The 21,529-nt window shown below is 54.0% G+C and carries 22 protein-coding genes; 9 read left to right on the top strand and 13 right to left on the bottom strand.

What is annotated here, in order from left to right:
• Nucleotides 1-2: 2 nt before the first annotated feature.
• The 10 genes from DPV68_RS10510 to cspD all read right to left on the bottom strand — a co-directional run bounded on the left by DPV68_RS10510 (nucleotide 3) and on the right by cspD (nucleotide 11,091).
• Nucleotides 3-1,406 (bottom strand): S41 family peptidase, encoded by a 1,404-nt coding sequence (locus tag DPV68_RS10510; protein ID WP_114166779.1) that lies wholly within the window; start codon nucleotides 1,404-1,406, stop codon nucleotides 3-5.
• 98 nt (nucleotides 1,407-1,504) lie between these two features.
• A complete protein-coding gene (locus DPV68_RS10505; protein WP_114166778.1) occupies nucleotides 1,505-2,848 on the bottom strand; it encodes a murein hydrolase activator EnvC family protein in 1,344 nt (447 codons plus the stop codon).
• A gap of 31 nt (nucleotides 2,849-2,879) precedes the next feature.
• Complete coding sequence (gene ftsX, locus DPV68_RS10500) at nucleotides 2,880-3,782, bottom strand: permease-like cell division protein FtsX (RefSeq protein WP_114166777.1); 903 nt, start codon at nucleotides 3,780-3,782, stop codon at nucleotides 2,880-2,882.
• A complete protein-coding gene (gene ftsE, locus DPV68_RS10495; protein WP_114166776.1) occupies nucleotides 3,772-4,458 on the bottom strand; it encodes a cell division ATP-binding protein FtsE in 687 nt (228 codons plus the stop codon). The genes ftsX and ftsE overlap by 11 nt, the downstream gene beginning before the upstream one ends.
• 383 nt (nucleotides 4,459-4,841) lie before the next feature.
• On the bottom strand, nucleotides 4,842-5,174 hold the full coding sequence (gene cccB / locus DPV68_RS10490; protein ID WP_114166775.1) for a cytochrome c551: 333 nt from the start codon (nucleotides 5,172-5,174) through the stop codon (nucleotides 4,842-4,844).
• A 107-nt stretch (nucleotides 5,175-5,281) separates the two neighbouring features.
• Nucleotides 5,282-6,139 (bottom strand): YitT family protein, encoded by an 858-nt coding sequence (locus DPV68_RS10485; protein WP_114166774.1) that lies wholly within the window; start codon nucleotides 6,137-6,139, stop codon nucleotides 5,282-5,284.
• A gap of 61 nt (nucleotides 6,140-6,200) precedes the next feature.
• Nucleotides 6,201-7,301, bottom strand: coding sequence for a peptide chain release factor 2 (prfB, locus tag DPV68_RS10480; RefSeq protein WP_114166773.1), 1,101 nt, complete (start codon nucleotides 7,299-7,301; stop codon nucleotides 6,201-6,203).
• Between the two features lie 54 nt (nucleotides 7,302-7,355).
• Nucleotides 7,356-9,878 carry a preprotein translocase subunit SecA gene (gene secA, locus DPV68_RS10475; protein ID WP_114166772.1) on the bottom strand — a complete coding sequence of 841 codons (2,523 nt, stop codon included), beginning with the start codon at nucleotides 9,876-9,878 and terminating at the stop codon, nucleotides 7,356-7,358.
• A 141-nt stretch (nucleotides 9,879-10,019) separates the two neighbouring features.
• The gene (gene hpf / locus DPV68_RS10470; RefSeq protein ID WP_114166771.1) at nucleotides 10,020-10,580 is read right to left on the bottom strand and encodes a ribosome hibernation-promoting factor, HPF/YfiA family; all 561 of its coding nucleotides are present in this window, start codon (nucleotides 10,578-10,580) and stop codon (nucleotides 10,020-10,022) included.
• A gap of 313 nt (nucleotides 10,581-10,893) precedes the next feature.
• Nucleotides 10,894-11,091 carry a cold-shock protein CspD gene (gene cspD / locus DPV68_RS10465; RefSeq protein ID WP_024370455.1) on the bottom strand — a complete coding sequence of 66 codons (198 nt, stop codon included), beginning with the start codon at nucleotides 11,089-11,091 and terminating at the stop codon, nucleotides 10,894-10,896.
• A gap of 259 nt (nucleotides 11,092-11,350) precedes the next feature.
• On the opposite strand from cspD, the gene DPV68_RS10460 reads away from it, so the two are divergent.
• From DPV68_RS10460 to DPV68_RS10420, 9 genes are all read left to right on the top strand, one after another.
• Entirely contained in the window at nucleotides 11,351-11,857 is a 507-nt protein-coding gene (locus tag DPV68_RS10460) for a competence protein ComK (RefSeq protein WP_232819601.1), read from the top strand.
• 90 nt (nucleotides 11,858-11,947) lie between these two features.
• Nucleotides 11,948-13,660, top strand: coding sequence for a hypothetical protein (locus tag DPV68_RS10455; RefSeq protein ID WP_114166769.1), 1,713 nt, complete (start codon nucleotides 11,948-11,950; stop codon nucleotides 13,658-13,660).
• 9 nt (nucleotides 13,661-13,669) lie between these two features.
• Nucleotides 13,670-13,960 (top strand): EscU/YscU/HrcU family type III secretion system export apparatus switch protein, encoded by a 291-nt coding sequence (locus DPV68_RS10450; RefSeq protein WP_114166768.1) that lies wholly within the window; start codon nucleotides 13,670-13,672, stop codon nucleotides 13,958-13,960.
• On the top strand, nucleotides 13,957-14,337 hold the full coding sequence (locus DPV68_RS10445) for a flagellar protein FliS (protein ID WP_114166767.1): 381 nt from the start codon (nucleotides 13,957-13,959) through the stop codon (nucleotides 14,335-14,337). The genes DPV68_RS10450 and DPV68_RS10445 overlap by 4 nt, the downstream gene beginning before the upstream one ends.
• Nucleotides 14,321-15,145 carry a flagellin N-terminal helical domain-containing protein gene (locus DPV68_RS10440; protein ID WP_114166766.1) on the top strand — a complete coding sequence of 275 codons (825 nt, stop codon included), beginning with the start codon at nucleotides 14,321-14,323 and terminating at the stop codon, nucleotides 15,143-15,145. Before DPV68_RS10445 ends, DPV68_RS10440 begins: the two co-directional genes overlap by 17 nt.
• A gap of 20 nt (nucleotides 15,146-15,165) precedes the next feature.
• Nucleotides 15,166-15,609, top strand: coding sequence for a YaaR family protein (locus DPV68_RS10435; protein ID WP_114166765.1), 444 nt, complete (start codon nucleotides 15,166-15,168; stop codon nucleotides 15,607-15,609).
• A gap of 8 nt (nucleotides 15,610-15,617) precedes the next feature.
• On the top strand, nucleotides 15,618-16,280 hold the full coding sequence (locus DPV68_RS10430; RefSeq protein WP_114166764.1) for a DUF2225 domain-containing protein: 663 nt from the start codon (nucleotides 15,618-15,620) through the stop codon (nucleotides 16,278-16,280).
• 75 nt (nucleotides 16,281-16,355) lie between these two features.
• Nucleotides 16,356-16,853: a DUF1572 family protein gene (locus DPV68_RS10425; RefSeq protein ID WP_114166763.1), complete on the top strand. Its 498-nt coding sequence runs from the start codon at nucleotides 16,356-16,358 to the stop codon at nucleotides 16,851-16,853.
• Nucleotides 16,814-17,440 carry a DUF998 domain-containing protein gene (locus DPV68_RS10420; protein WP_157964167.1) on the top strand — a complete coding sequence of 209 codons (627 nt, stop codon included), beginning with the start codon at nucleotides 16,814-16,816 and terminating at the stop codon, nucleotides 17,438-17,440. The genes DPV68_RS10425 and DPV68_RS10420 overlap by 40 nt, the downstream gene beginning before the upstream one ends.
• A gap of 402 nt (nucleotides 17,441-17,842) precedes the next feature.
• Here the strand turns inward: DPV68_RS10420 and DPV68_RS10415 are convergent, their stop codons facing one another.
• From DPV68_RS10415 to DPV68_RS10405, 3 genes are all read right to left on the bottom strand, one after another.
• On the bottom strand, nucleotides 17,843-18,832 hold the full coding sequence (locus tag DPV68_RS10415) for a PP2C family serine/threonine-protein phosphatase (RefSeq protein ID WP_114166761.1): 990 nt from the start codon (nucleotides 18,830-18,832) through the stop codon (nucleotides 17,843-17,845).
• Entirely contained in the window at nucleotides 18,829-19,524 is a 696-nt protein-coding gene (locus tag DPV68_RS10410; protein ID WP_114166760.1) for a vWA domain-containing protein, read from the bottom strand. Before DPV68_RS10410 ends, DPV68_RS10415 begins: the two co-directional genes overlap by 4 nt.
• An 18-nt stretch (nucleotides 19,525-19,542) precedes the next feature.
• Nucleotides 19,543-21,529: zinc-ribbon domain containing protein (locus tag DPV68_RS10405; RefSeq protein ID WP_114166759.1), on the bottom strand; the 1,987-nt coding region annotated here is incomplete at its 5' end.

Below are 21,529 nucleotides of genomic sequence, written 5' to 3'. Positions count from 1 at the left end.
CCTTATTTTGCAGCTTCTTCGAGCGCCCGGTTCAACTGGGCGTCGTTCGCCTCGTCCTGAATCACTTCGAGCAAGCGAGACTCGAGCGCCGACGCCGTCGCCTCATTGACGACGCCGTCTTCCGGCAAGTTGTTGTCGGCTTGGAAGGCACTGACGGCACGGGCCATCGTGTCACCGTAATAACCCGGTTGCCCGCCCGGCTCATAGCCGATGCCCGTCAACACGGTATGCAAGTTCGAGACCGTTTCACCATAATCCCCGACCTCGAGCATATCGGTATCGGCCAGGATACGGGTCACGCCGAAGTAAGCCGGTTGGTCGACCTCGATATCTGGCTCAATCCCTTTCTCATTGATCCAGTTGCCGTCCGGCGTGAGCCATTTGCTCGTCGTCAGCTTCAAATTGCTGCCGTCCTCTAAATCGAACGCCGTCTGGACGACGCCTTTACCGAACGTCTTGTTGCCGATAATTGTGGCCTCGGCACCTTCTTTTAGGGCCCCGGCCAAAATTTCAGACGCCGACGCCGACCCTTCGTCCGTCAAGACGAACAAATCGTACGGTTTCGCTTCCCGGGCACGGCCGCTCTGCGACTCGCGGTCCCCGTCCGCGTTCTCGATTTGGACGACCGGCTTGTTCGACGGGACGAACCCTTCGGTCATCTCGATGACGGCAGGGAGCAATCCACCCGGATTACCTCGTACGTCGATAATCAGACTATCGATTTCTTCCGACTCGAGCGCCTCGAGCTGCTCTAAAAATTCGTCGGCCGTCGGCTCGGAGAACTGGGTCACCTCGATATACCCGATTTTCTTCCCGTCCTGTTCTTTCACTTCCGAGTAGACCGTCTCAATCGGAATCGTATCCCGAGTGATCTCGTAGTCGGCCTCTTGCCCGCCGCGGCGGATCGTGAGCGTGACGACGGTCCCTTTCTCGCCCCGGATGAGCTGGACGGCCTCTTCGACGGCCATCCCTTCAATCGACTCGCCGTCGACCGCCGTGATGATGTCTCCCGCACGGAGTCCTGCCTCTTCGGCCGGTGCTCCTTTGATTGGAGCGACGATTAGGATGTCTTCTCCTTTCTTCTCCAAAGTCGCGCCGATTCCTTCAAAACTCGACTCGATCGAGTCGGTGAACTGTGACGTCTCTTCGGCGTCCAGAAAATCCGAATACGGGTCGTCAAGCGCTCCCGTCATCCCGTCGAGCGCTCCCGTCAACAAGTCCTCTTCCGAGATATCTTTGAGCGAATGCGTCTCGATCAATTGCCGGACTTGGTCGACCTTGTCCCAGCCTTCGGCTTTCGGTTGAATCGGCAGCGCCGTATCGGTGAACGCCATCGTCGCGAGCCCTGCACCGGCCCCTGCGACGAACGTGGCGCCGGCAAGTAATCCTGCGGTTGTATTTTTCACGGGTAGTCCCTCATTTCTCTTTGTCAGTCTTTCATTCAGTATAGCAAAAAGTTTAGAAAAACGGACGCGTTCCACAAATTTGGAACACGTCCGTCGTATCAGTAACCGATATATGGACCCGGGTCGACCGCATTCGGTTGTCCGGGCGCCCATTGTCCGCGATGTAACTCGAAGTGGAGATGCGGACCCGTCGACCAGCCTGTGTTGCCCAGCGTACCGACGGTCTGACCGGCAGCGACCGTTTGGCCTGACGTGACGGTGATGGCGTCGAGGTGGCCGTAGACGGTCGTCCACACTTCCCCGCCGACGATGTGGGACACGAAGACGACATTGCCATAGCCGGTCGCCGGCGCCGCCTTGATGACGATCCCTGGTGCCGCCGCGACGATCGGCGTCCCGGTCGCATTGACGAGATCGATGCCGCGATGCGACTCCGCCACGCCCGTGAGCGGGTTTTGACGCGGTCCGAACGGACTCGACACGTAACCGGACACTGGACGGACGAACGAGGTCATCGGTCCTGCCACGTCCGTCAGGGCTTCCGCAGACGGTGGGGAGACCGCCGGCTTCTCATCCACTTGTCCCTCCGCTTCCGCTGCGGCTTTGGCGTCGGCCTGTGCTTTCGCCTCGGCTTCTGCTCTCGCCCGTGCTTCTGCTTCAGCACGGGCCGCTGCTTCCGCGGCTTCGCGTTCCGCCGTGGCGATTGCTTCGAGCTGTCCGGCGATGATGCGGTTCTGTTCGTTCATGAGCGCCTGCTCTTCGGCGCGGCTCATCTTCTCGAGTTCGAGCAGCTCGACTTGCTCGTTCAGCTCCGACAGCAAGTCCCGCTTCTGTTCCGCGGCTGCGTCAAGCGCCTGCTTCGTCACGACGAGCTCACGTTCTTTTTGTTTCACGAACGACAACTGGGTGCGTTGCCGTGTCTCGAGCGTTTCAAGCCGCTCGACTTCGTTCATATAGCTATGTATGAGGTCCCGGTCCTGCTCCGCGATCGTCTGCGCGGTCATGAGCCGCGTCACGAAGTCACCGAACGATCGGGACTCAAAGACGACTTGGAGATAGGACCGGTCCTCGTGTACTTGAAGCACACGAAGACGCTCACTGAGGAGCGCCTTCTGGCTTTCGAGGGTCTGCCCTTGGGCAGCGAGTTGACCACGGGTCGCCTCGAGCTCGGTGCGCGCCGCGTCCGCCTCTTCTTGCTGGACGGCGATCTGTTCACTTAAACCCTCGAGACGTTCATCGACGGCGCGAATCTCTGTCGCGACCGCGTCACGTTCCGCCTCGGTGATGTCGAGCTCGGCGTCCGTCTCGTCTTGCGCTTTTTTGGATCTCTCTAATTGGTCAGAAAGACGATCTTGTCGTGCTTTCAGCGTGTCCTTCTCCGTCGCCATGACCGGCGAGGCAAGTAGTGTCAAACTCAATCCAAGCGCAAGCGAACGTTTCATCCGCCAACTCCTCCTCATATTTAAAGTTGATTTAGACTTTCAAGAACCGACCGAGCGATGTTGTCGAGCCCCAGATCCCGATGAAGGCACCGAGCGCCAAGAGGACGAGCGACACTTGTGTCGTCAGTACCGATGGATCAATCAATTTAAATATATCACTATTCAGTTGATCTAGCGATGGTTGTAAAGCACTATATGCGACGTCGTATCCGAAGTAGATGACGGCGATCGGGATGAGCGCGCCGAGGACACCGAGGAGAAGTCCTTCGATGAAGAACGGCCAACGGATGAAGCTGTTTTTCGCCCCGACGAGACGCATGATTTCAATCTCACGACGGCGCGAGAAAATCGTCATCTTGATCGTGTTCGAGATGAGGAACATCGCCATGAGCGTAAGCCCGACGATCAACACGAGTCCACCGATGCGAATCCCGTTGAAGAAGGCGAACATCTTGTCGATATAGTCCTGTCCATACGTGACCTTATCGACGTTTTCGAGTGACTGGACCGCGTCCGCGACCGTTTCCGTGTTGAGCGGGTCTGACGCCTTGACGATATAGCGGTCATGGAGCGGGTTGTCCTTCTCGACCGTCCCGTAGGCGTTGGCGTCTTCCCCAAGCTGGTTCCGGAAGTTTTCAAGTTCTTCTTCTTTCGAGCTGAACGTGACCGAAGCGACGCCCGGAATCTGTTCTAAGTTAGCACCGAGCTGTTCGACGTTCGCTTCCTCCGCGGTCCGGGTGACGAACACTTGGATCTCGACGTCGTTCTCGACGTTCTCTGAGATCTCATTGACGTTGAACATGACGAGGGCGAACACGCCGACGAGCAACAAGGTGATGGTGACGGCACTGACAGCCGCGAACGTCATCCATCCGTTGCGAAGTGTTCCCTTGAACCCTTCGCGCAGATGACGGATCCCACTTTTAAATATCATAGCCATAAGCTCCTTTCTCTTCATCGCGGACGACTTTCCCGTTCTCGATCGCGATGACGCGATGGCGAATCTTATCGACGATATCACGGTTATGCGTCGCCATGACGATCGTCGCCCCGCGACGGTGAATCTCTTCAAACACTTCCATGATGCCCCACGCCGTGTCCGGGTCTAAGTTACCGGTCGGCTCGTCGGCGATGATGAGCTTCGGCTTATTGACGATGGCACGGGCGATCGACACACGTTGTTGCTCCCCACCCGACAGTTCATCGGGATAGTTGCGCGCCTTGTGCTTCAGGCCGACGAGGTTCAACACGTCCATGACCTGTTTGCGCATCGTGCCCGTGTCGGCTTGGACGACCTCGAGGGCGAACGCGACATTCTCATATACCGTGAGTGACGGCAACAACTTGTAGTCCTGGAAGATGACGCCGAGTTGACGGCGCAATTTCGGGACGTGGCGGTTTTTCAGTTTGCCGACGTCAATCCCGTCGATCATGAGCTGTCCGCTCGACGGTCTCTCCTCCCGATAAATCATTTTCATGAACGTCGATTTCCCGGCACCGGATGGTCCGACGACGTATAGAAATTCGCCGTCTTCAATCCTTAAATCGAGGTCATCGACTGCGACGACGCCGTTCGGATACACTTTGCTGACTTTTTGCATCGAAATCATAACGTATTCCCTACCCTTTTTATATATTTTTCATGCATCTATGACGATCTTCAACTGGATTCGCAGAATTGCTTCGTTAACTGAATATTTTCGTCTAGCCTCTGTTCTACACGATAACGATACGACCTGTCAAGGGACCCTACTCCGGTCACCCCTGTCCAAAAAGATCATCAGTCGGTAGTTCAAGCGCCTACAATTATAACAATCGAACTTTTAAATAACCATTACAGGATTGTTTCAGTTGGATTGAGTTTAGTGGGAAATTGTTGATGTGAAGATGGACTTCACGCCTTCGCCATGGATGATGAAACCGGCATTCAAAAAAGCACCCGCGTCGCGAGTGCCCTTAGTCGAATCACGAGTCGTCTCGCGGTTCTCCATGCTTATTTTTTCTCAGCGAGCCAAGCGGCGACAGCCGTGATCTCTTCGTCGTCCTCGATCACGTTCGCAGGCATGGCGCCTTTCCCGTTACGAATGATTTCTTCGATGTCACTCGCCGATAGACGGGCACCGACGTCCGAAAGTTTCGGACCGCTCATACCTTCTAAGTTCGCCCCGTGGCAAGCCGCACAGTTTTGAGCGTACACCGCCTCTGCGTCGACCGACGCCGTGGTCGCGCCATCCCCATTGCTTGTCGTCTCTTCTTCATCGCCACCGCCGCACGCACCGAGCGTGAGCATGGCGCCGAGTCCGATTGCCATCATCCATTTCTTCATAATAGGGTTCCCCTCCTAAGTTGTAGAAATAACCTACTTTTACCATTATAGCCGTTATGAACCGCTTTCTAACCTATCTCACGAAAAATACACAAAGATTCCACAACTCATGGGACGTTGATATAGCGTTTGTCCGACGTGAACCCTTGCCCCATCACCTCGTGCGCCTCGCTGAAGATGAGGAACGCATCGGGGTCGATGCGGCGGATGATCTCTTTCAGACGGCTCACTTCGTTCTGACGGACGACGACGAGGAGCATCGGGCGCTCGAGACGCGAGTACGCCCCGATCGCTTGAATCTCCGTCGCGCCGCGGTCGAGCTCGTCGAAGACGGCGCGCGTGATGACGTCCCGCTTCTCCGAGATGACGTACGCCATCTTGTCCTGTGTGAAGCCGAGCTGGACGAAGTCGATCATCTTGATTGTGATGAAGAGGGCGATGAGCGCGTATAGCCCCGTCGTGAACGAGAACGTGACGGCGGCGACGAGGACGACCGCCCCGTCGAGGATGGCGATACAGAGATAGAGCGGGATATGGGTGAACTTATGTAGGATTTGGGCCAATAGGTCCATCCCGCCAGTCGAGGCCCGTCCTCGGAAGATGAGGCCGAGCCCGATGCCGACGCCGGCCCCGCCGAAGATCGCCGCGAGCAGCGTGTCGTTGACGGCCGCTCCCGCGTCAATCGCCTCATAGAACAAGATCACGCCCGGCAAGAAGATCGACCCGACGAGCGACTTGACGCCGAAGCCGAGCCCGAGAATCATCCAGCCGACGAGGAGCAGCAACACGTTCGAGACGAGCTGGAACGCCCCCGGCGAGATGTCGAACAGCTCGTACGTGATGATTGAGATGCCGCTGACGCCGCCCGAGGCGAGGTTGTTCGGCAATAAAAATAAGCTGAACGCCGAGGCGACGAAGACGGACCCGGTCAGTAAATAGATGTAGTCTTTGACGATTTGCTTCATTAAAGGTTTTCTCCTCTACATACAACGTGGCCCAAAGACAAAAGTCCCTGAGCCACGTGCATCACATATTTGTCTTGCGGAGGTAAGCATCGACGAAGCCCATGATGTCCCCATCCATGACGCCGCCCGTGTTCCCGACCTCATAGCTCGTGCGGTGGTCTTTAACCATCGCGTACGGGTGGAAGACGTACGAACGGATCTGACTGCCCCAGCCGATGTCCGTCTTCTCGCCGCGAATCTCATCGAGTTTGCGTTGCTGCTCGTCGAGTTCGCGCTGATACAGTTTCGCCTTGAGCATCTTCATCGCCGACTCGCGGTTCTTGATTTGCGAACGTTCCGTCTGACACGAGACGACGACGCCCGTCGGCACGTGCGTGATCCGGACGGCCGAGTCGGTCGTGTTGATGTGCTGACCGCCGGCGCCCGACGCGCGGTACGTGTCGATGCGGAGGTCCTCGGTCTTGATGTCGACTTCGATGTCGTCGTCGAACTCCGGCATGACGTCGCACGAGACGAACGACGTATGGCGGCGGCCCGACGAGTCGAACGGCGAGATGCGGACCAACCGGTGAATCCCTTTCTCCGCTTTCAAATACCCGTAGGCGTTATGTCCGACGATGCGGAGCGTGACCGATTTGACACCGGCCTCTTCACCCGGAAGATAGTCGACCGTCTCGACTTTCCAGCCCTGCTTGTCCGCGAAACGTTGATACATCCGGAGAAGCATCGACGCCCAGTCTTGCGACTCGGTACCGCCCGCCCCCGGATGAAGCTCGAGGATGGCGTTGTTGGCGTCATACGGCCCGTTCAAGAGGATCTCGAGCTCGAATGCGTCGAAGTCGGCCTTGAGCGCCGTGACCATCTCGGCCAAGTCGGCTTGCATCTCGGCGTCCGGCTCTTCCTTGATCAGTTCGAGCGTGACTTCGCCGTCTTCATGCCCATCGGCGAGCTCTTGGTATTTGTCGACCATCGCTTTGAGCGCGTTCGACTCGTCGATGACTTTTTGCGCCTTCTCTTGGCTGTCCCAGAAGTCCGGGTACGTCATCTCGTTCTCGAGCTCGGCGATGCGGGCCTGCTTCTCTGTCAGGTTGAGCGATTGGCGATAATTCTCGAGGCGTTTCGCCATCGCCTCGAGTTCGTTGCGAATATCTGAAATTTCCATAGTGTAGGTCACCTTTCCGTAGGAAAGAGGCGAGCGGGCCCGCCTCTTTCAAAATTAAGCCTGTTGTTTGCCGTGGCAGTTCTTGAACTTCTTGCCTGAACCGCACCAGCACGGGTCGTTGCGCCCGAGCCGTTGATCTTCCGAGCGACGGACCGGTTTTTTCTTCACCGGCGCATCGTCCTTGCCGGACACCGCCACTTCTTCCTCGACGACTTTCTCGCGTCGGAGGTTGTCGCCGACTTCGGCACGGAGCACGAAGCCGGTCACTTCTTCAGAGATGGCCGCGTTCATCGCGTCGAACATGTTGATCCCTTCCGCCTGATACTCACGGAGCGGGTCGTTCTGCCCGTAAGCGCGCAAGTGAATCCCTTGACGGAGCTGGTCCATATGGTCGATGTGCGCCATCCAGTGCGAGTCGACGGCACGGAGCACGATGATTTTCTCGAACTCGTTGAATCGTTCCGGCGGCGCAAGTTGACGTTTCGCCTCGTACTGCGCGTTCGTGCGTTCAGCGAGGAGCTCGATGATCTCTTCGCGCTCTTTGCCGAAGAAGTCCTTGCCTTCGACCGGCTGTTCGAGGGCGAGCGTCTGGTTGGCCCAGTGCGCGAGTTCCTCGATGTTCCATTCTTCCGGCACGAGCTCGAGCGGCGTGTATTGCGAGACGCCCGTCTCGACCGTCTCTTGAATCATCGAACGGACGATGTCCGTGACCGATTCGTTCTCGAGGATGCTCGCCCGGTCCTTGTACATAACCTTCCGTTGGTCGGCCATGACGTTATCGTAGCCGAGGAGCTGTTTGCGCGCGTCGTAGTTGTTGCCTTCGACACGTTTTTGGGCCGACTCGACCGCTTTTGAGACCATGCGGCTCTCGATCGGTTGCGTGTCGTCCATGCCGAGACGCTCCATCATGCTCTGGAGGCTGTCCGTCCCGAAGCGACGCATGAGCTCGTCTTCGAGTGACAAGTAGAACTGGGATTTACCCGGGTCCCCTTGTCGTCCGGCCCGTCCGCGGAGCTGGTTGTCGATCCGGCGCGACTCGTGGCGCTCGGTGCCGACGATGTACAATCCGCCGAGCTCGATGACGCCTTCGCCGAGCTTGATGTCGGTTCCGCGTCCGGCCATGTTCGTCGCGATCGTGACCGAGCCTTTTTGTCCGGCGTTCTCGACGATCTCGGCCTCACGGGCGTGGTTCTTCGCGTTCAACACTTCATGTTTGATTTTCTTCTTCGACAGGAGCTTGCTCAAATACTCCGACGTCTCGACGGCGACCGTCCCGACGAGGACCGGTTGTCCCGTCGCGTGGGCGGCCATGATCTCGTCGACGACGGCTTTGAACTTGCCTTCCATCGATTTGAAGATGAGGTCGGAACGGTCTTCCCGCAGGATCGGTTTGTTCGTCGGGATCGTCACGACCTGCATGTTGTAGATGTTCCGGAACTCTTCTTCTTCCGTCTTCGCCGTCCCGGTCATCCCGGCGAGCTTCTCATACATGCGGAAGTAGTTCTGGTACGTGATCGTCGCGAGCGTCATCGATTCGCGTTGAATCTCGACGCCTTCTTTCGCCTCGATCGCCTGGTGCAACCCTTCCGAGTAGCGGCGCCCGTCCATGACCCGGCCCGTGAACTGGTCGATGATCATGACTTGGCCGTCGCGGACCATATAGTCGACGTCGTGGTGCATGACGGCGTTGGCGCGAAGGGCGAGCCCGACGTGGTGGTTGACCGAGACGTGCTCGATCGCGAACAAGTTATCGATGCCGAAGAACTTCTCGGCAAGGTCGACCCCTTTGTCCGTGAGTAGGACCGATTTCGTCTTCACGTCGACCGTGTAATCGTCCTCGATCTTGAGCGTCCGCACGAAGGCGTCGGCCCGCGTGTAGAGCTCCGTCGATTTCTGGGCCGAACCTGAGATGATGAGCGGGGTCCGCGCCTCATCGACGAGGATCGAGTCGACTTCATCGACGATTGTGAAGTAGAGCTCGCGTTGGACGCGGTCTTCCTTATAAAGGACCATGTTGTCACGCAGATAGTCGAACCCGAGCTCGTTGTTCGTCGAGTAGGTGATGTCGCAGTTGTACGCCGCCTGCTTCTCGACACGGTCCATGTTCGACACGTTGAGGCCGACCGAGAGGCCGAGCGCGAAGTAGAGCGGTTCCATGAGTTCTTTGTCACGACGGGCCAAGTATTCGTTGACCGTCACGACGTGGACACCGCGGCCTGTGAGCGCGTTCAAATACACCGGGAGGGTCGCGACGAGCGTCTTCCCTTCCCCGGTCTTCATCTCGGCGATGTCGCCGTTATGGAGCACATAGCCCCCGATGAGCTGGACGCGATAGTGGCGCATGCCGAGGACGCGTTCAGATGCCTCACGGCAGACCGCGAACGCTTCCGGCAAGATATCGTCAAGCGTCTCACCTTTGGCTAGGCGCTCACGAAACTCGATCGACTTCGCCTGGAGTGCTTCGTCAGACAACGCCTTGACCGGTTCGGCGAACGACTCGACGAGGTCGGCCGCTTTTTCTGCTTTTTTCAATACTCGTTTCTGTGGAGCAAATAGATCTTTCAAAAAGTTCGCCATACGTTTTATCTCCTCTGCATTCATTGAAAAATGCATGTTTTTTCCCTAATGTACAGTTTAACCGAAGTGACCCCTGCTTTCAAGGAAAGGCAAAACGAAACGGCCCTCCGCGTCGGAGGGCCGTGTGATGTCAAGGTTGAGTTATTCTGGTTCGATCAAGCCGTATTTGCCATCTTTTCGACGGTAGACGACGTTCGTGTTGCCCGTCTCTGCGTCCGAGAAGACGAAGAAGCTATGACCGAGCATGTCCATCTGAAGAATCGCTTCTTCCGTGTCCATCGGTTTGAGCGTGAAACGCTTCGTCCGCACGAGTTCGAGTTCTGCCTCGTCCTCGTCGTAGACGACCACGTCCTCGGGGCCTTCGAGTGACTTGAAGTACTCGCCGATCCCGCCTTCTTTGGCGCGCCCTTTACGGTTGAGTTTCGTTTTGTGTTTCCGGATTTGACGTTCCAATTTGTCGACGACGAGGTCGATTGCCGCATACATATCGAGGTTGGTCTCCTCGGCACGGAGCAACAAGTTCGGCATCGGGATCGTCACTTCCACTTTTTGTTTCTCGTTGTACACTTTCAAGTTGACGTAGGCCGTCTGTGCATCCGTAGGAGTTGTGAAATACCGAGTCAATTTTTCCAGCTTCTTCTCGACATAGTCTTGGATGGCTGGTGTGACTTCAATGTTTTCGCCGCGAATGTTATAAATCATCTGAACTCCTCCTTAAAATAACCGCTTGACCCAATGATTCGTCGAACTGGACCGAATCTCCTGCTTCATTCCTATAAAGAAAGTGGAACCAGGTGGCTCATGTATAGTATACCCCGAATCCGAATCGTTTGAAAACGTTATCATCAGAAAATAATGACAAATTTGTTCCGAACATCCCGTCTCCAGTGCGAATCGGCGGTATAAAAACAAACTACCCGTTCTGCCCGTTCTTAAACGCGATTTTGCTTTCGAATACGTTATGGGAGAAAAACAAAAAAGCCGACCCCATCAGGAGCCGACTCACGGTTTGAAATTATAATTTTACAACGTTAGCCGCTTGTGGGCCACGCTCGCCATCAACGATTTCAAACTCAACTTCTTGACCTTCGTCAAGTGATTTGTAGCCGTCAGTTTGGATTGCAGAGAAGTGTACGAAAACGTCTTTGCCGCCTTCTACTTCGATGAAGCCAAAACCTTTTTCTGAGTTAAACCATTTTACTTTACCTACCATGTGTAAATCCATTCCTTTCACCATTGAAGAATACAGAGGCTTTCCCTCTATCGGTTATCTTACCACCTTCTTGAAGGCGTGACAAACACTTTCTCAATTTTTTGTAAACGAATTCTTTTTTGGCTTACATTGGAATTATATTTCCCTACTTTGCATATCCCTTTGTTGAATTTACATTTTTTGTGATATATCATGGAAGAGATGATTTAGGTTTGTGCTATTGTGTCTCGCTCGATCCTGAAAATTTAATATGAGGAGGATGGTGCAGCGTATGCGCCCCTACTATTCTGAGGAAAAATATCGCATCACAAAGCGAACCGTGGCGATTTTGCCTTGCTTCGATGTCATGAAGCAGTCGCGGATCATACTCGAAGACGGAACCGAGATCTCGACCCCTTTGAGGCCGTATCAATTGTTACAACTCTCTTGCCGTCAGTATAACAGCTCGATCGAAGAACGAATCTTTATCGCCAAGCGGGTCGCCGGCGTCAAGGGCAAAGTACCGGTCGTCATCGACCCGATGACGGGGCTCGTCTTCTTCCCGACGAAATCGCCGAAGCGCGACGACTGCGAGTGGTACGCCTGGTCCCACGTCCGTGACATCGCGATACTCGACGATGTGCCGCACGGCTTGGTTGTCACCCAAACCGGACAGACCATTCAATCGAACGCCACTGCGTACGTCCTGAGAAACCAATTGAAAGCTACAGGCGAACTCGTCGCCCGGTTCCAGCAATTGAACCAGAGCGCCCTGCTCGAATCTTGATCCTTCCGTCGCCTTGACGGGAGGTTTTTTTCTGTCGAATTCACTTCACTTTTTGAAAAAGAGGTCGATATAAGGGTCGAGGTGACAACTATGCAAATCCAAGCCCCCATGACCGCGGCCATCGCGGTCACCGCCGGCATCCAGACGAACCGCGTCTACAAGGCCGAGCTCGTCAAACAGACCGGCCCCGACACCGGCATCGTCAAAATCAACGGCGAACACGTCGAGGTCACGTTCGAGAACGGGCTGCCGAAGACGAACCCGTTCCAATTGACGCTCGCCGAACAAGACGGACAGCTCATCGCGACGATCGTCGCCAAGCCCGAGCCGGACACCCCGGACACTTCGAGCGGCCAACCGGTGAAACCCGATGCGAAAATTCAGGCGCTCCTTGCGTCACTCCCGCCCGAAGTGCGGAGCGCCGTCAGCCGCCTGCTCCAATCAGGACGGCTGCCGATGAACGAGGACACGGTCCGTCTGCTCGAGACCGTCTTCAAAGGCGACATGCGCGACGCCGTCCTTTGGCTGAAGACGATCGAGGCTCCGACTATCCCGCGTGACGTCGCCCGAGAGATTGCCGTCGCGTCATTAGATGAAGCGAGACAACTGGTGACCCGTCCGGCGCCCGACGCCCCGTATCCGCAAAAAGAACGGTTCATCGAGCACGTCAACCTGTCACGTCCGGTCAGCGAGCGTATGACACCGACACCGGAGACGGTCGACCGGCTCATCAACGAGTTGCCGAATCCGCGCCCGATGCGAATCGAGCCGCGCGAGGCGTTGCCGCCCGTCCTCGGACGCCCGGTGCTCGTCAAAGAAGTGACGACGCATCTCGCGACCGTGACGAACTCGTTTAGAGGCGAACAAGTGACGGTGACGAAACAGCTCGGCCAAGTCGCCGCCCTCGTCGAGACGAACCCGCATCAGGCGCGTCCCGCGCTCGAGACGGTGTCGACCCGGCTGACGCAGCTCATCCAAAAGACGGACGCCTTGTTACATACCGACGCCAGACAAGAGAAGGCGCTCGTCGCGATGACGGCGAAGCTCAACGTCGCCCTCGGCCTGCTGTCGACGAAACCCGCCGAGAGCGCCGCGCTCATCAAGGAAGTGCGCGCCAACTTGAACGAGTTCCGGTACGTGCCGAACCACGTCCGGCTCGAATACATCCCGCATCAAGCGACCCGGGCCGGCGAACTGCCTCACGTCACGCCGTTCAAGGTCGAGCCGAACTTATCCGGCCGCGTCATCCAAGAGACGGCCCAGCGCGTCCAGACCGCCGCGCAGCAACACGCGCAAGCCCAGACGGCGCAAACCGTTCAAGCATCGGCTTTGTCGCTCCGCTCGGACGCGGCCTCACCAGAAGCGGCCCGTCTCGCCTCGTTCTTCCACGTCCAACAGACGTTGAACCGGCTCGACGGCGGACAGCTCCATCAGCTCATCCTCGCCTTGCCGGCGAAAGTCCAAGAGATCGACACCGGCATCCACGTCCACATCCAAAACCGCGAGGCTGGGGACGTCGTCGACTGGGAGAACAGCGTGCTCTACATCCGGCTCGAGACGCCACGCCTCGGCGAGATCGGCGTCAAGCTCGAAGCGATCGACCGGAATCTCCGGCTCACGCTCGAACATGATGACCCGACCGTCGAACGAATCGCGCGCCCACTCCTCTCGAACATTGAGACGACGCTCGAGGCGATCGGCTATCGCAGCGTGACGACCCAGTTCCGTCCACTCACGAAGACGGACAAACCGGAGACCGAGCGTCCGACACTCGAGACGACCGGCTATGATTTCCGCATTTAGGAGGCGCTTATGTATCAACGTATGGATTTGACGAAACGAAAGACGGCCGCCGTCGTCCGCTATGACGAGACGACCGACCGGGCCCCGGTCATCGTCGCCCGCGGGACGGGCGCCGTCGCCGATAAGATTTTGAACGAGGCGAGATCACGCGGCGTCGCCATCGAGCATGACCATTCGCTCCTTGGCCACCTGCTCGACCTCGACCTCGGGGACGCGATTCCGCCAGAGCTGTATGACGTGATGGCCGAAGTGCTATTGCTGATTGAAGAACTTGACACCATCAAAGGAGAACCATCATGAACCCGAACCGACTATACGAGATGAGCCCGCAAGAGCTGACCCAGGCGATGCTCCACGCGCTCGTCTATCACTATGAACAAGCCGGCACGGCGACCATCGCCGAGCGGAACCGCCACTTGCGCCAAGCACGCGAGCTGCTCGCGAAGCTCCATCAAGGGCTCCACGACGGCGGCGGCATCATCTCGGCGCAACTCGACGAGCTTTACCTCTACATGGCGAAATCGAGCCTCGAGGCGCTGATCGAACAAGACATGGATAAAATCGAAGAGCTCCACGGCCTCGCGTCCGAGCTCGACAAGACGTGGGGCGAGGCGATTGAGAACGCCCGGCTGCAACCCGTATCGATTGGAGGAAACCGCTATGAAAATTACGAATAACGTCCAAGCGCTCAAAGCCTACACGTCCCTGTCGCTCAACCAGGCAACGATGAAAAAGACGATGGACCGCCTCTCGAGCGGTGTCCGCATCAACAAGGCGTCTGACGACGCGGCCGGCCTCGCCATCTCCGAGAAGATGCGCATCCGTCTCGACTCGCTGTCGATGGCCGAGCGCAACACGCTCGACGGCATCTCGCTCACGCAGACACTCGAAGGCGGCATGAACGAGACGCATTCCCTCCTTCAGCGCATGCGCGAGCTGTCGGTCCAAGCCGCGAACGGCACGCTCAGTGAAGACGACACTAAAGCCGTCCAAGAAGAAATCAATGCGTTGACAGAAGAAGTGACCCGCATCGCCGAGACGACCGAGTTCAACTCGAAGAAAATCATGAACGGCGAATATATTGAAAGGTACGAGACGCTGTTCTTCCAACTCGGTGCCGGCAGCGGTGAGGGCGTCCTGTTGAACGTCGCCGATATGCGCGCGGGCGCCCTCGGAATCGACGGGCTCGACATCACGACACAAGCAGGTGCGAGCGACGCAATCGCCAAGTTCGATAAGGCGATCAACGACGTCTCCCTCGAACGCTCGAAACTCGGTGCCATCCAAAACCGGCTCGAGGCGAACATCGGCGTCGTCTCAATCGGGACCGAAAACTTGACCGCCTCCGAGTCACGCATCCGCGACGCCGACATGGCCCGTGAGATGATGGACTTCGCCCGCCTAAACATTTTGAACCAGTCCGGCATGGCGATGATCGCCCAATCGAACGCATTGCCGCAAGGCGTGTTACAATTACTGAACTAAGCTAAGGAAGGACGGATTAGATGGACATTCGTCGCATCATGGAGACGCAGTCGCTTCACGGCACAGGTAAGGCGAAACGCCCCGAGGCCGAGCCCGGCGTCTCGTTCCAGAACGTCATCGGTCAAAAACGTGAAGACCGCGAGCACGAGCGCTTCCAACGCCAAATCGCGGCCATCCACGAGAAAGGCGAGCTTCTCGCCGAGAGCCAGACGGTCGAGTCGCTCGCCGAATATAAGCAGCTCATTAAAGACTTTATGAAAGACGCCGTCGACGCGGCGCTCCGCCTCGAGGACAAACGCGGGTTCAACCGCCGCGGCCGTGCCAAAATCTATAAGATTGTCGAGCAGGTCGACCAGAAACTGCTCGCGTTGACGGACCAGGTCATCTCAGGGGAAGCGTCACGCTTGTCCCTCCTCGACCAGGTCGGCGAGATTCGCGGCCTGCTCGTCAACGTATACGTGTGAGGTGAACCATGGCAGAACATATCTTTTCGAAAAAAGTGAAATGTCCGTATTGTCTAAAGCAGAGCGAGACGCCGCGCATCTTGTCGCGCCACATTCGGCCGCAGGACGTCGCGAAGGACGGTTATACGACGTATGATGGCGAGAACCCGTACTTGTACGAACCGGTCGTCTGCAGTCACTGTCATCTCGTCTTCCACGACTCGTTCGATAAGGTCCGGAAGAACAACCGCGAGGCGCTCGAGACGAACTATCTGTCGCGGGTCAACCCGGAGACGCTTCAAGGCGACCGGACGCCGGAGCACGCCATCCAGCTGTATAAGTTCGCCGTCATGACTCAACTGAGTGGACAGAAGCCGTCCGTCGTCGCCATGCTCGGGATGCGGCTCGTCTGGATGTATCGTCTGACGGGGAATGCGGCGGCCGAGCGGGAATGGATGAAGCGGACGCTCGACAAGTATAACGAGGTGCAGGAAGGGTATACGGACCAAGTCCGGACCGGCCTGCCGTACGACCAATTGATGCTGCGCATCGCCGACTTGTCGGCCGCGCTCGGATTTTACGAAGAAGCCCGGCGCTGGTATGGAATCTTGCTCGGCAGTAAAGAGGTGTCAGAGCGAATCCGCACCCAGGCCCGGTCGCATTGGGAAGACTTTCGGGCCGAACACGCCTAGACGGACAGGGACTCCTGTTCGTCTTTTCTTAATTTCGGGTATGGGATAGAGATACTTACATAAGGAGGAACCAACATGTTTGAACAACGTTATGTGACGGAAGTCCGCCACATCTTTCAAGAACAAAAACAGCTCGCCGAGGACGCTTTACACCAAGTGAGCGACGACGATTTGCACCGCGTGCTCGCAAAAGACACGCTCTCGCTCGCCGTCATCGTGCAGCACATCTCGAACAATATGTTGTCACGTTGGACCGACTTCTTGACGACGGACGGCGAGAAGCCGGACCGGAACCGCGATGCCGAGTTCGAAGACCAGCAGTTTTCACGAGCCGAACTGATGGCGACGTGGGACGAACGCTGGCAGTTGTTAGACGACGTCTTGGCGAGCCTCACACCAGAAGACATCGGCAAGACCGTCTTCATCCGCGGCGAAGAGAAGAGCGTCATCTGGGCGATTGAGAAACAAGTGTCGCACTACAGCTATCACGTCGGGCAAATCGTCTATCTCGCGAAGCTGTTTGCCGGAGACAATTGGAACGTATTGACGATCCCGTTGCCGCATCAGCGATGAATCCCGTGCTCGCGATGGCTCGCTTGACGTTTCTCGTGTTCGTCTTCGTCTCGCTCGTCTTGCCCTTTTTCAGCTTTGAAGGGTATTCGATCGTCGAGAATACGACGAGCCATCTGGGCGCCCAATGTTCACCTCACGCCTGGGTCATGAACGTAACATTTATCGCCCTTGGTCTCGCGGCTAGCATCGTCTTGGCTAAGACACAATCTTTGTACCATCAAGTCATCGGGGTGTGTTTCGGGATCAGTCTCCTTTTGACGGGTGTCTTTCGTCATGCACCGCTCCTCGGCGGTATCCCGGTCGACGTGTTCCATGACCAGTTACATTCTGTTTTCGCGAGTACGACCGGCTTCATGTTCACGTTCCTCGCGGTAGGGCACGGTTTCATGACCCGTGGTAGACAGCGCCTCGTTGGCTTTTCACTTGCCGGGATCGCCATCGTTGTATCGCTCGGGATGTGGCTGGCGCCGGACTTCATGGGCCTGTTGCAGCGATTCATGTTTTTCAGCGCGTTTTGGTGGTTATTCTTCTATATGAGACCGCCTAAAGACTTACAGGCAAGGAAAAACGACTCTTTTCCGCGTTGATGAGGAGAAGAGCCGTTTTCATCATTTTTCCACGTTAACGGTATATTCTTAGCGGCCTTCAGCGAGTTGTTCATAGTTCGCATAGCACGGATCATTACCGATGAGTTTCACTTCGGTCAGTTCTTCCGGCAGTGCTTTGATAAAGAGGATGACGTTCCCTTCCTTCTTAACTATATGTTCGCCAGAGAGCGAACTTCAGGACACCTTATCCCTCTCTATAAGTTCGCCGTCATGACAGCCTAGCTGAGCTACGATGAGGCGACCAAACACGAATGGATGAGCGGAACGCTCAACAAGACCATCGAGATACAAGAGGTCTAAACAGACCGCATTCGGACGTTAATCCGGGATTGTTGGGAAGGATTGAGGACGCATAGTAAACCATACTATGTTGATTTTTTCTTACGCCTGATATCTTCCAGCATTTTGACTAACCAACCCACGTCTTTCAAGTTGTCCAAGTTGCCGTTCGACAAATCGGGGTTTCGTACTCATTTGAATCGCCAACTGTTTGATAGTCATCGGCGTATCTAAAAAACTTAGCAAATAGGACGTTCGTTCGAGTCGCTTCGTCGTCAAACGACGGTGGAGATACGAAACACCTAGAACATCACATTTCTCTCGTAAAGATAACTGTCTGTAGGTGCGATATGCATTAGATGGTCGACTCATGACCACTAGAGAGCAGTCATCGTGTGTTTGTTGACGTATGACATGATTGAGATTCTGTTTAAGCAAATCATTCATGAACGATGAAGTGTAAAGTACATTTTGAGCGAGAAGCCGGCTAACGCCCGGGGCAAGTTGTTTTTGTCGTTTTGCATAGAGACTTTCGGCAGTACCATCAGACATTAAAATAAACCCATCAATTAACTCTGTCGTTCCCTTAAAAATAGTCATATGAGTTTCAAGATTAGAAGATGTCACAAATACGGTTTCATTTGCAAATTCGCCATTTTTTGGCATCGACGCAACTTGTGTAATACCTTCTTTTGAGTAGCCAATAACACCATCACCAACATGGAGCAATAAAAAACGACCGTTCGATATGGCTGCCACGAGAGCTGTAGCAGCTAGCTCTTTACGTTGACAGTTGAGACTTTCCGCTTCTTCATCAATCCAGGCCGAGATTAGGGCTGCCACTTCTTGTTTAAACAATTGACTATCGAGCTGATATAAGCGGTCAAAAGAACGATGAAAGAATCTTGCAAGACGCTCGCTGACAAGATGAGCACCTGCTTCGGACTGAGAAGCCGAGCCAGCACCATCCGATAAGACGGAGACACAGCAAGAGTCATCCATGATAGAGAATACAGCATCTTGACAGGGGATTCCCAAGCGCATATGAGAACGTCCAATCGTTGCTGCAGAAGCAACCTTCCATGTTGTCAAAGTTCCGCCCACCCCTGCATACCATCAACATCAAGTTTCACTTTTTCGCCGGGAGTCGACATCGATGTACGAGACACACTACTACTCAACCACGCGAAAAATTCTTTGAAATTTAGACCTTGAAGGCGAAGTGGTTGTCGAGTTGGAGAAAATTTTCCAAGCATAGACATGTCGGCTTCGGGTCCAATACCAATTGGGAAAACCGTTAGTTTTTCTTCTTTGACAAGACTAATGGTCTGCTGAATTGCATCACGCAAAACGTCGGCATCACCGTTAGGAGCACCATCCGTCATAAGGACGAGCCATGGTTGATAATAATCGACACCTTTATCTTTATATTCTTGTTTGCGGCGTTCAAGCAAGTTTAATGCAAGTTCAACGCCTTCTCCTAACGGCGTTAACCCTCCCGCGCGAACGACGGGGACACTTTGTCGATCAATATTGGCAAAGTCTTCGATGCATACAGCTTCATTGTATCCTCCAAACGTAACAACGCTAATTTCAGCAGCAAATAGAGCTGTTTCATCTGCTTGAATAGCTTCATAAAAGTGGCGAATCCCTTCATTTAATTCACGGATTGGTGCGCCATCCATCGAACCACTTACATCGAGACACAGACATACTGGTACCCGAGCGGTTGGGTTATTAACTAAATCTTCCTGACGTAAAATCATTAATTGGTTTTCATTCATGATAACTTCTCCTTTGTACTAGCGAGACAAAAAGTTCGCTAATATTTTTAATATTGAACCCATTGCGGATGAATCATTCTGTTCGGAAGACTTGCTCACTGGTGTTACTGGTGGAGGTTTCGGAACCGATCTTCCATTAGTTCTTCTCTCTCTCCGACAACTTTCACAACGTTTAGGAACATGCAGCCCTTTAGCGGCAAAGTAATCATGTTCACTATTTGTAATTCCAAAACGGGCACCACAATCGCCACATACAACGTGCGTCCAAACTTCGTTTCGTTTATCGTGACAATTTCTGCAGATGGAGAAGCGTTTTTGCTGCTTCACTAATCTTTGCTCATTTGTGTAGAGAATCATCTCGTCACATGAATCACAGTTATAGTATTCTCCTTTGGGCAAACAAGCACGACATATTCCAGAGACAAGTTGACCTTCTACGTTTTCTTCATGACAAAGGCGACACGGCTTATATGTAAGCTTGGCAATTTTCTTTAGCCGTGTTGGGAACAATTCCATGGCCATTTCATCTTGTGACGTCAGTATTCCGCTGACGAGTAATCGCTCATACTCAGAAAATTGATCGTACCAGGCGCTAAGTGCCAAACGATTGCCTGGACCGAGCGATTCTCCTTTTCGGAACGTTTCATAGAAAAGTTTTTTAAGCGCATACGGCAAATGACTCCAAATGTATCGCCATGGTCCTTCCGGGGTTTTTTTATTCGACCGGTCGCCGAACGGATAGGAAAAGTCCATATTGATGATATTATCGATAGGGTTTTCTCCACCCTGTTGAGCATAAGGTGACTTCCCTGGCAACATAATCATAAATAATAATGTTGCAACGGCGAATCGTTCTTGATCAAATGTCCGTAAAAATGAATCAAATGATTTACGTTGGATTTCAGGTGCAGTGAAATTAATCGTTCCAACTGGACAAGGAAATCCTTCGATTTGATAACTATCCGTATCAACAAAATATACTTCAGTTGGTGAAACAATCAAAATATTGGCTGGATTAATATCCCCAAGTATGATGTTTCGATTATGCAAATAGTTAATTTTCTCTAAGATAGTCAAACAAAGACGAACAGTATCATTTTTTTTCCAATTAGGAAAATTTTTATACAAGAGAGGTTTGATAAACAAGCTACGCTGTAACTCTTTTCCTCTCGCTTCAGGCATCAAATATCCGACAAACTCTCCTAAAGCATTGAATAGTAAATGTCGTGGGTAACTTATACCTGGCTCGTCAATTTGGCGTGTCAACATCAATTTAATTTTTTCAAATCGCCATTGGTTGAGTTGATCTGGCTTATAAATTTTTGCAACCAAGTCGCTGTTCGTACGGTAGATGATACCTTCGCCACCCGAAGCAATTTGTTCTTTCAACCAAACCTGTTTCCCCGTCTCATCTTGAAAAGTATCTTCAAACAACGGATTATGTGTCAACTTCAGTGGGGTTTTAGGAATTGATGTCACTTGGCTGGAAAGTTTAAACGCATTCACATCCGTTTTTTCAGACAATGCACTTGTTGGTTTTGACTTTGAACCTTCTGATCGAAAGGCACTAATCGGAACAAGTGATCCATCCACAGCAATTTTTCGAACTTCAATCCGTTTTGAGGACTTCACGGACTGAGACTGATTGAGTGCCTCAATATCCGCTGTCAGTTTGCGGTCTTGCGTAATTAGGAGCAAATTGTGGTGAAGTCGGAATTTTGTGAACACGACTAGAAAAACATTATCAGCAAATCCGTCAGATGCTTCGCCACGTATATCGATTAAATCAGCTTGTTGTAAAACCGCCAATAGTTTCTTTGCTTCGGACGCTTTAGCAGCTAAGCTAGGGTCTTTTTTTTGATTTACGTGTTTGTCTAACTCATCGATGACTCGTTGTGCAATAAATACTCGACTTTTAGCATCTTTTAAATAAGGACTCATTTTTTCCCAAAACAGTGAATTTCCATCTTCTAAGATACTACACGTATCTATAAATATTTTATAT

The sequence above is a fragment of the Exiguobacterium sp. TNDT2 genome, assembly GCF_003331145.1.
Taxonomy (GTDB): Bacteria; Bacillota; Bacilli; order Exiguobacteriales; family Exiguobacteriaceae; genus Exiguobacterium.
This window is presented reverse-complemented; position numbering and strand designations above follow the sequence as displayed.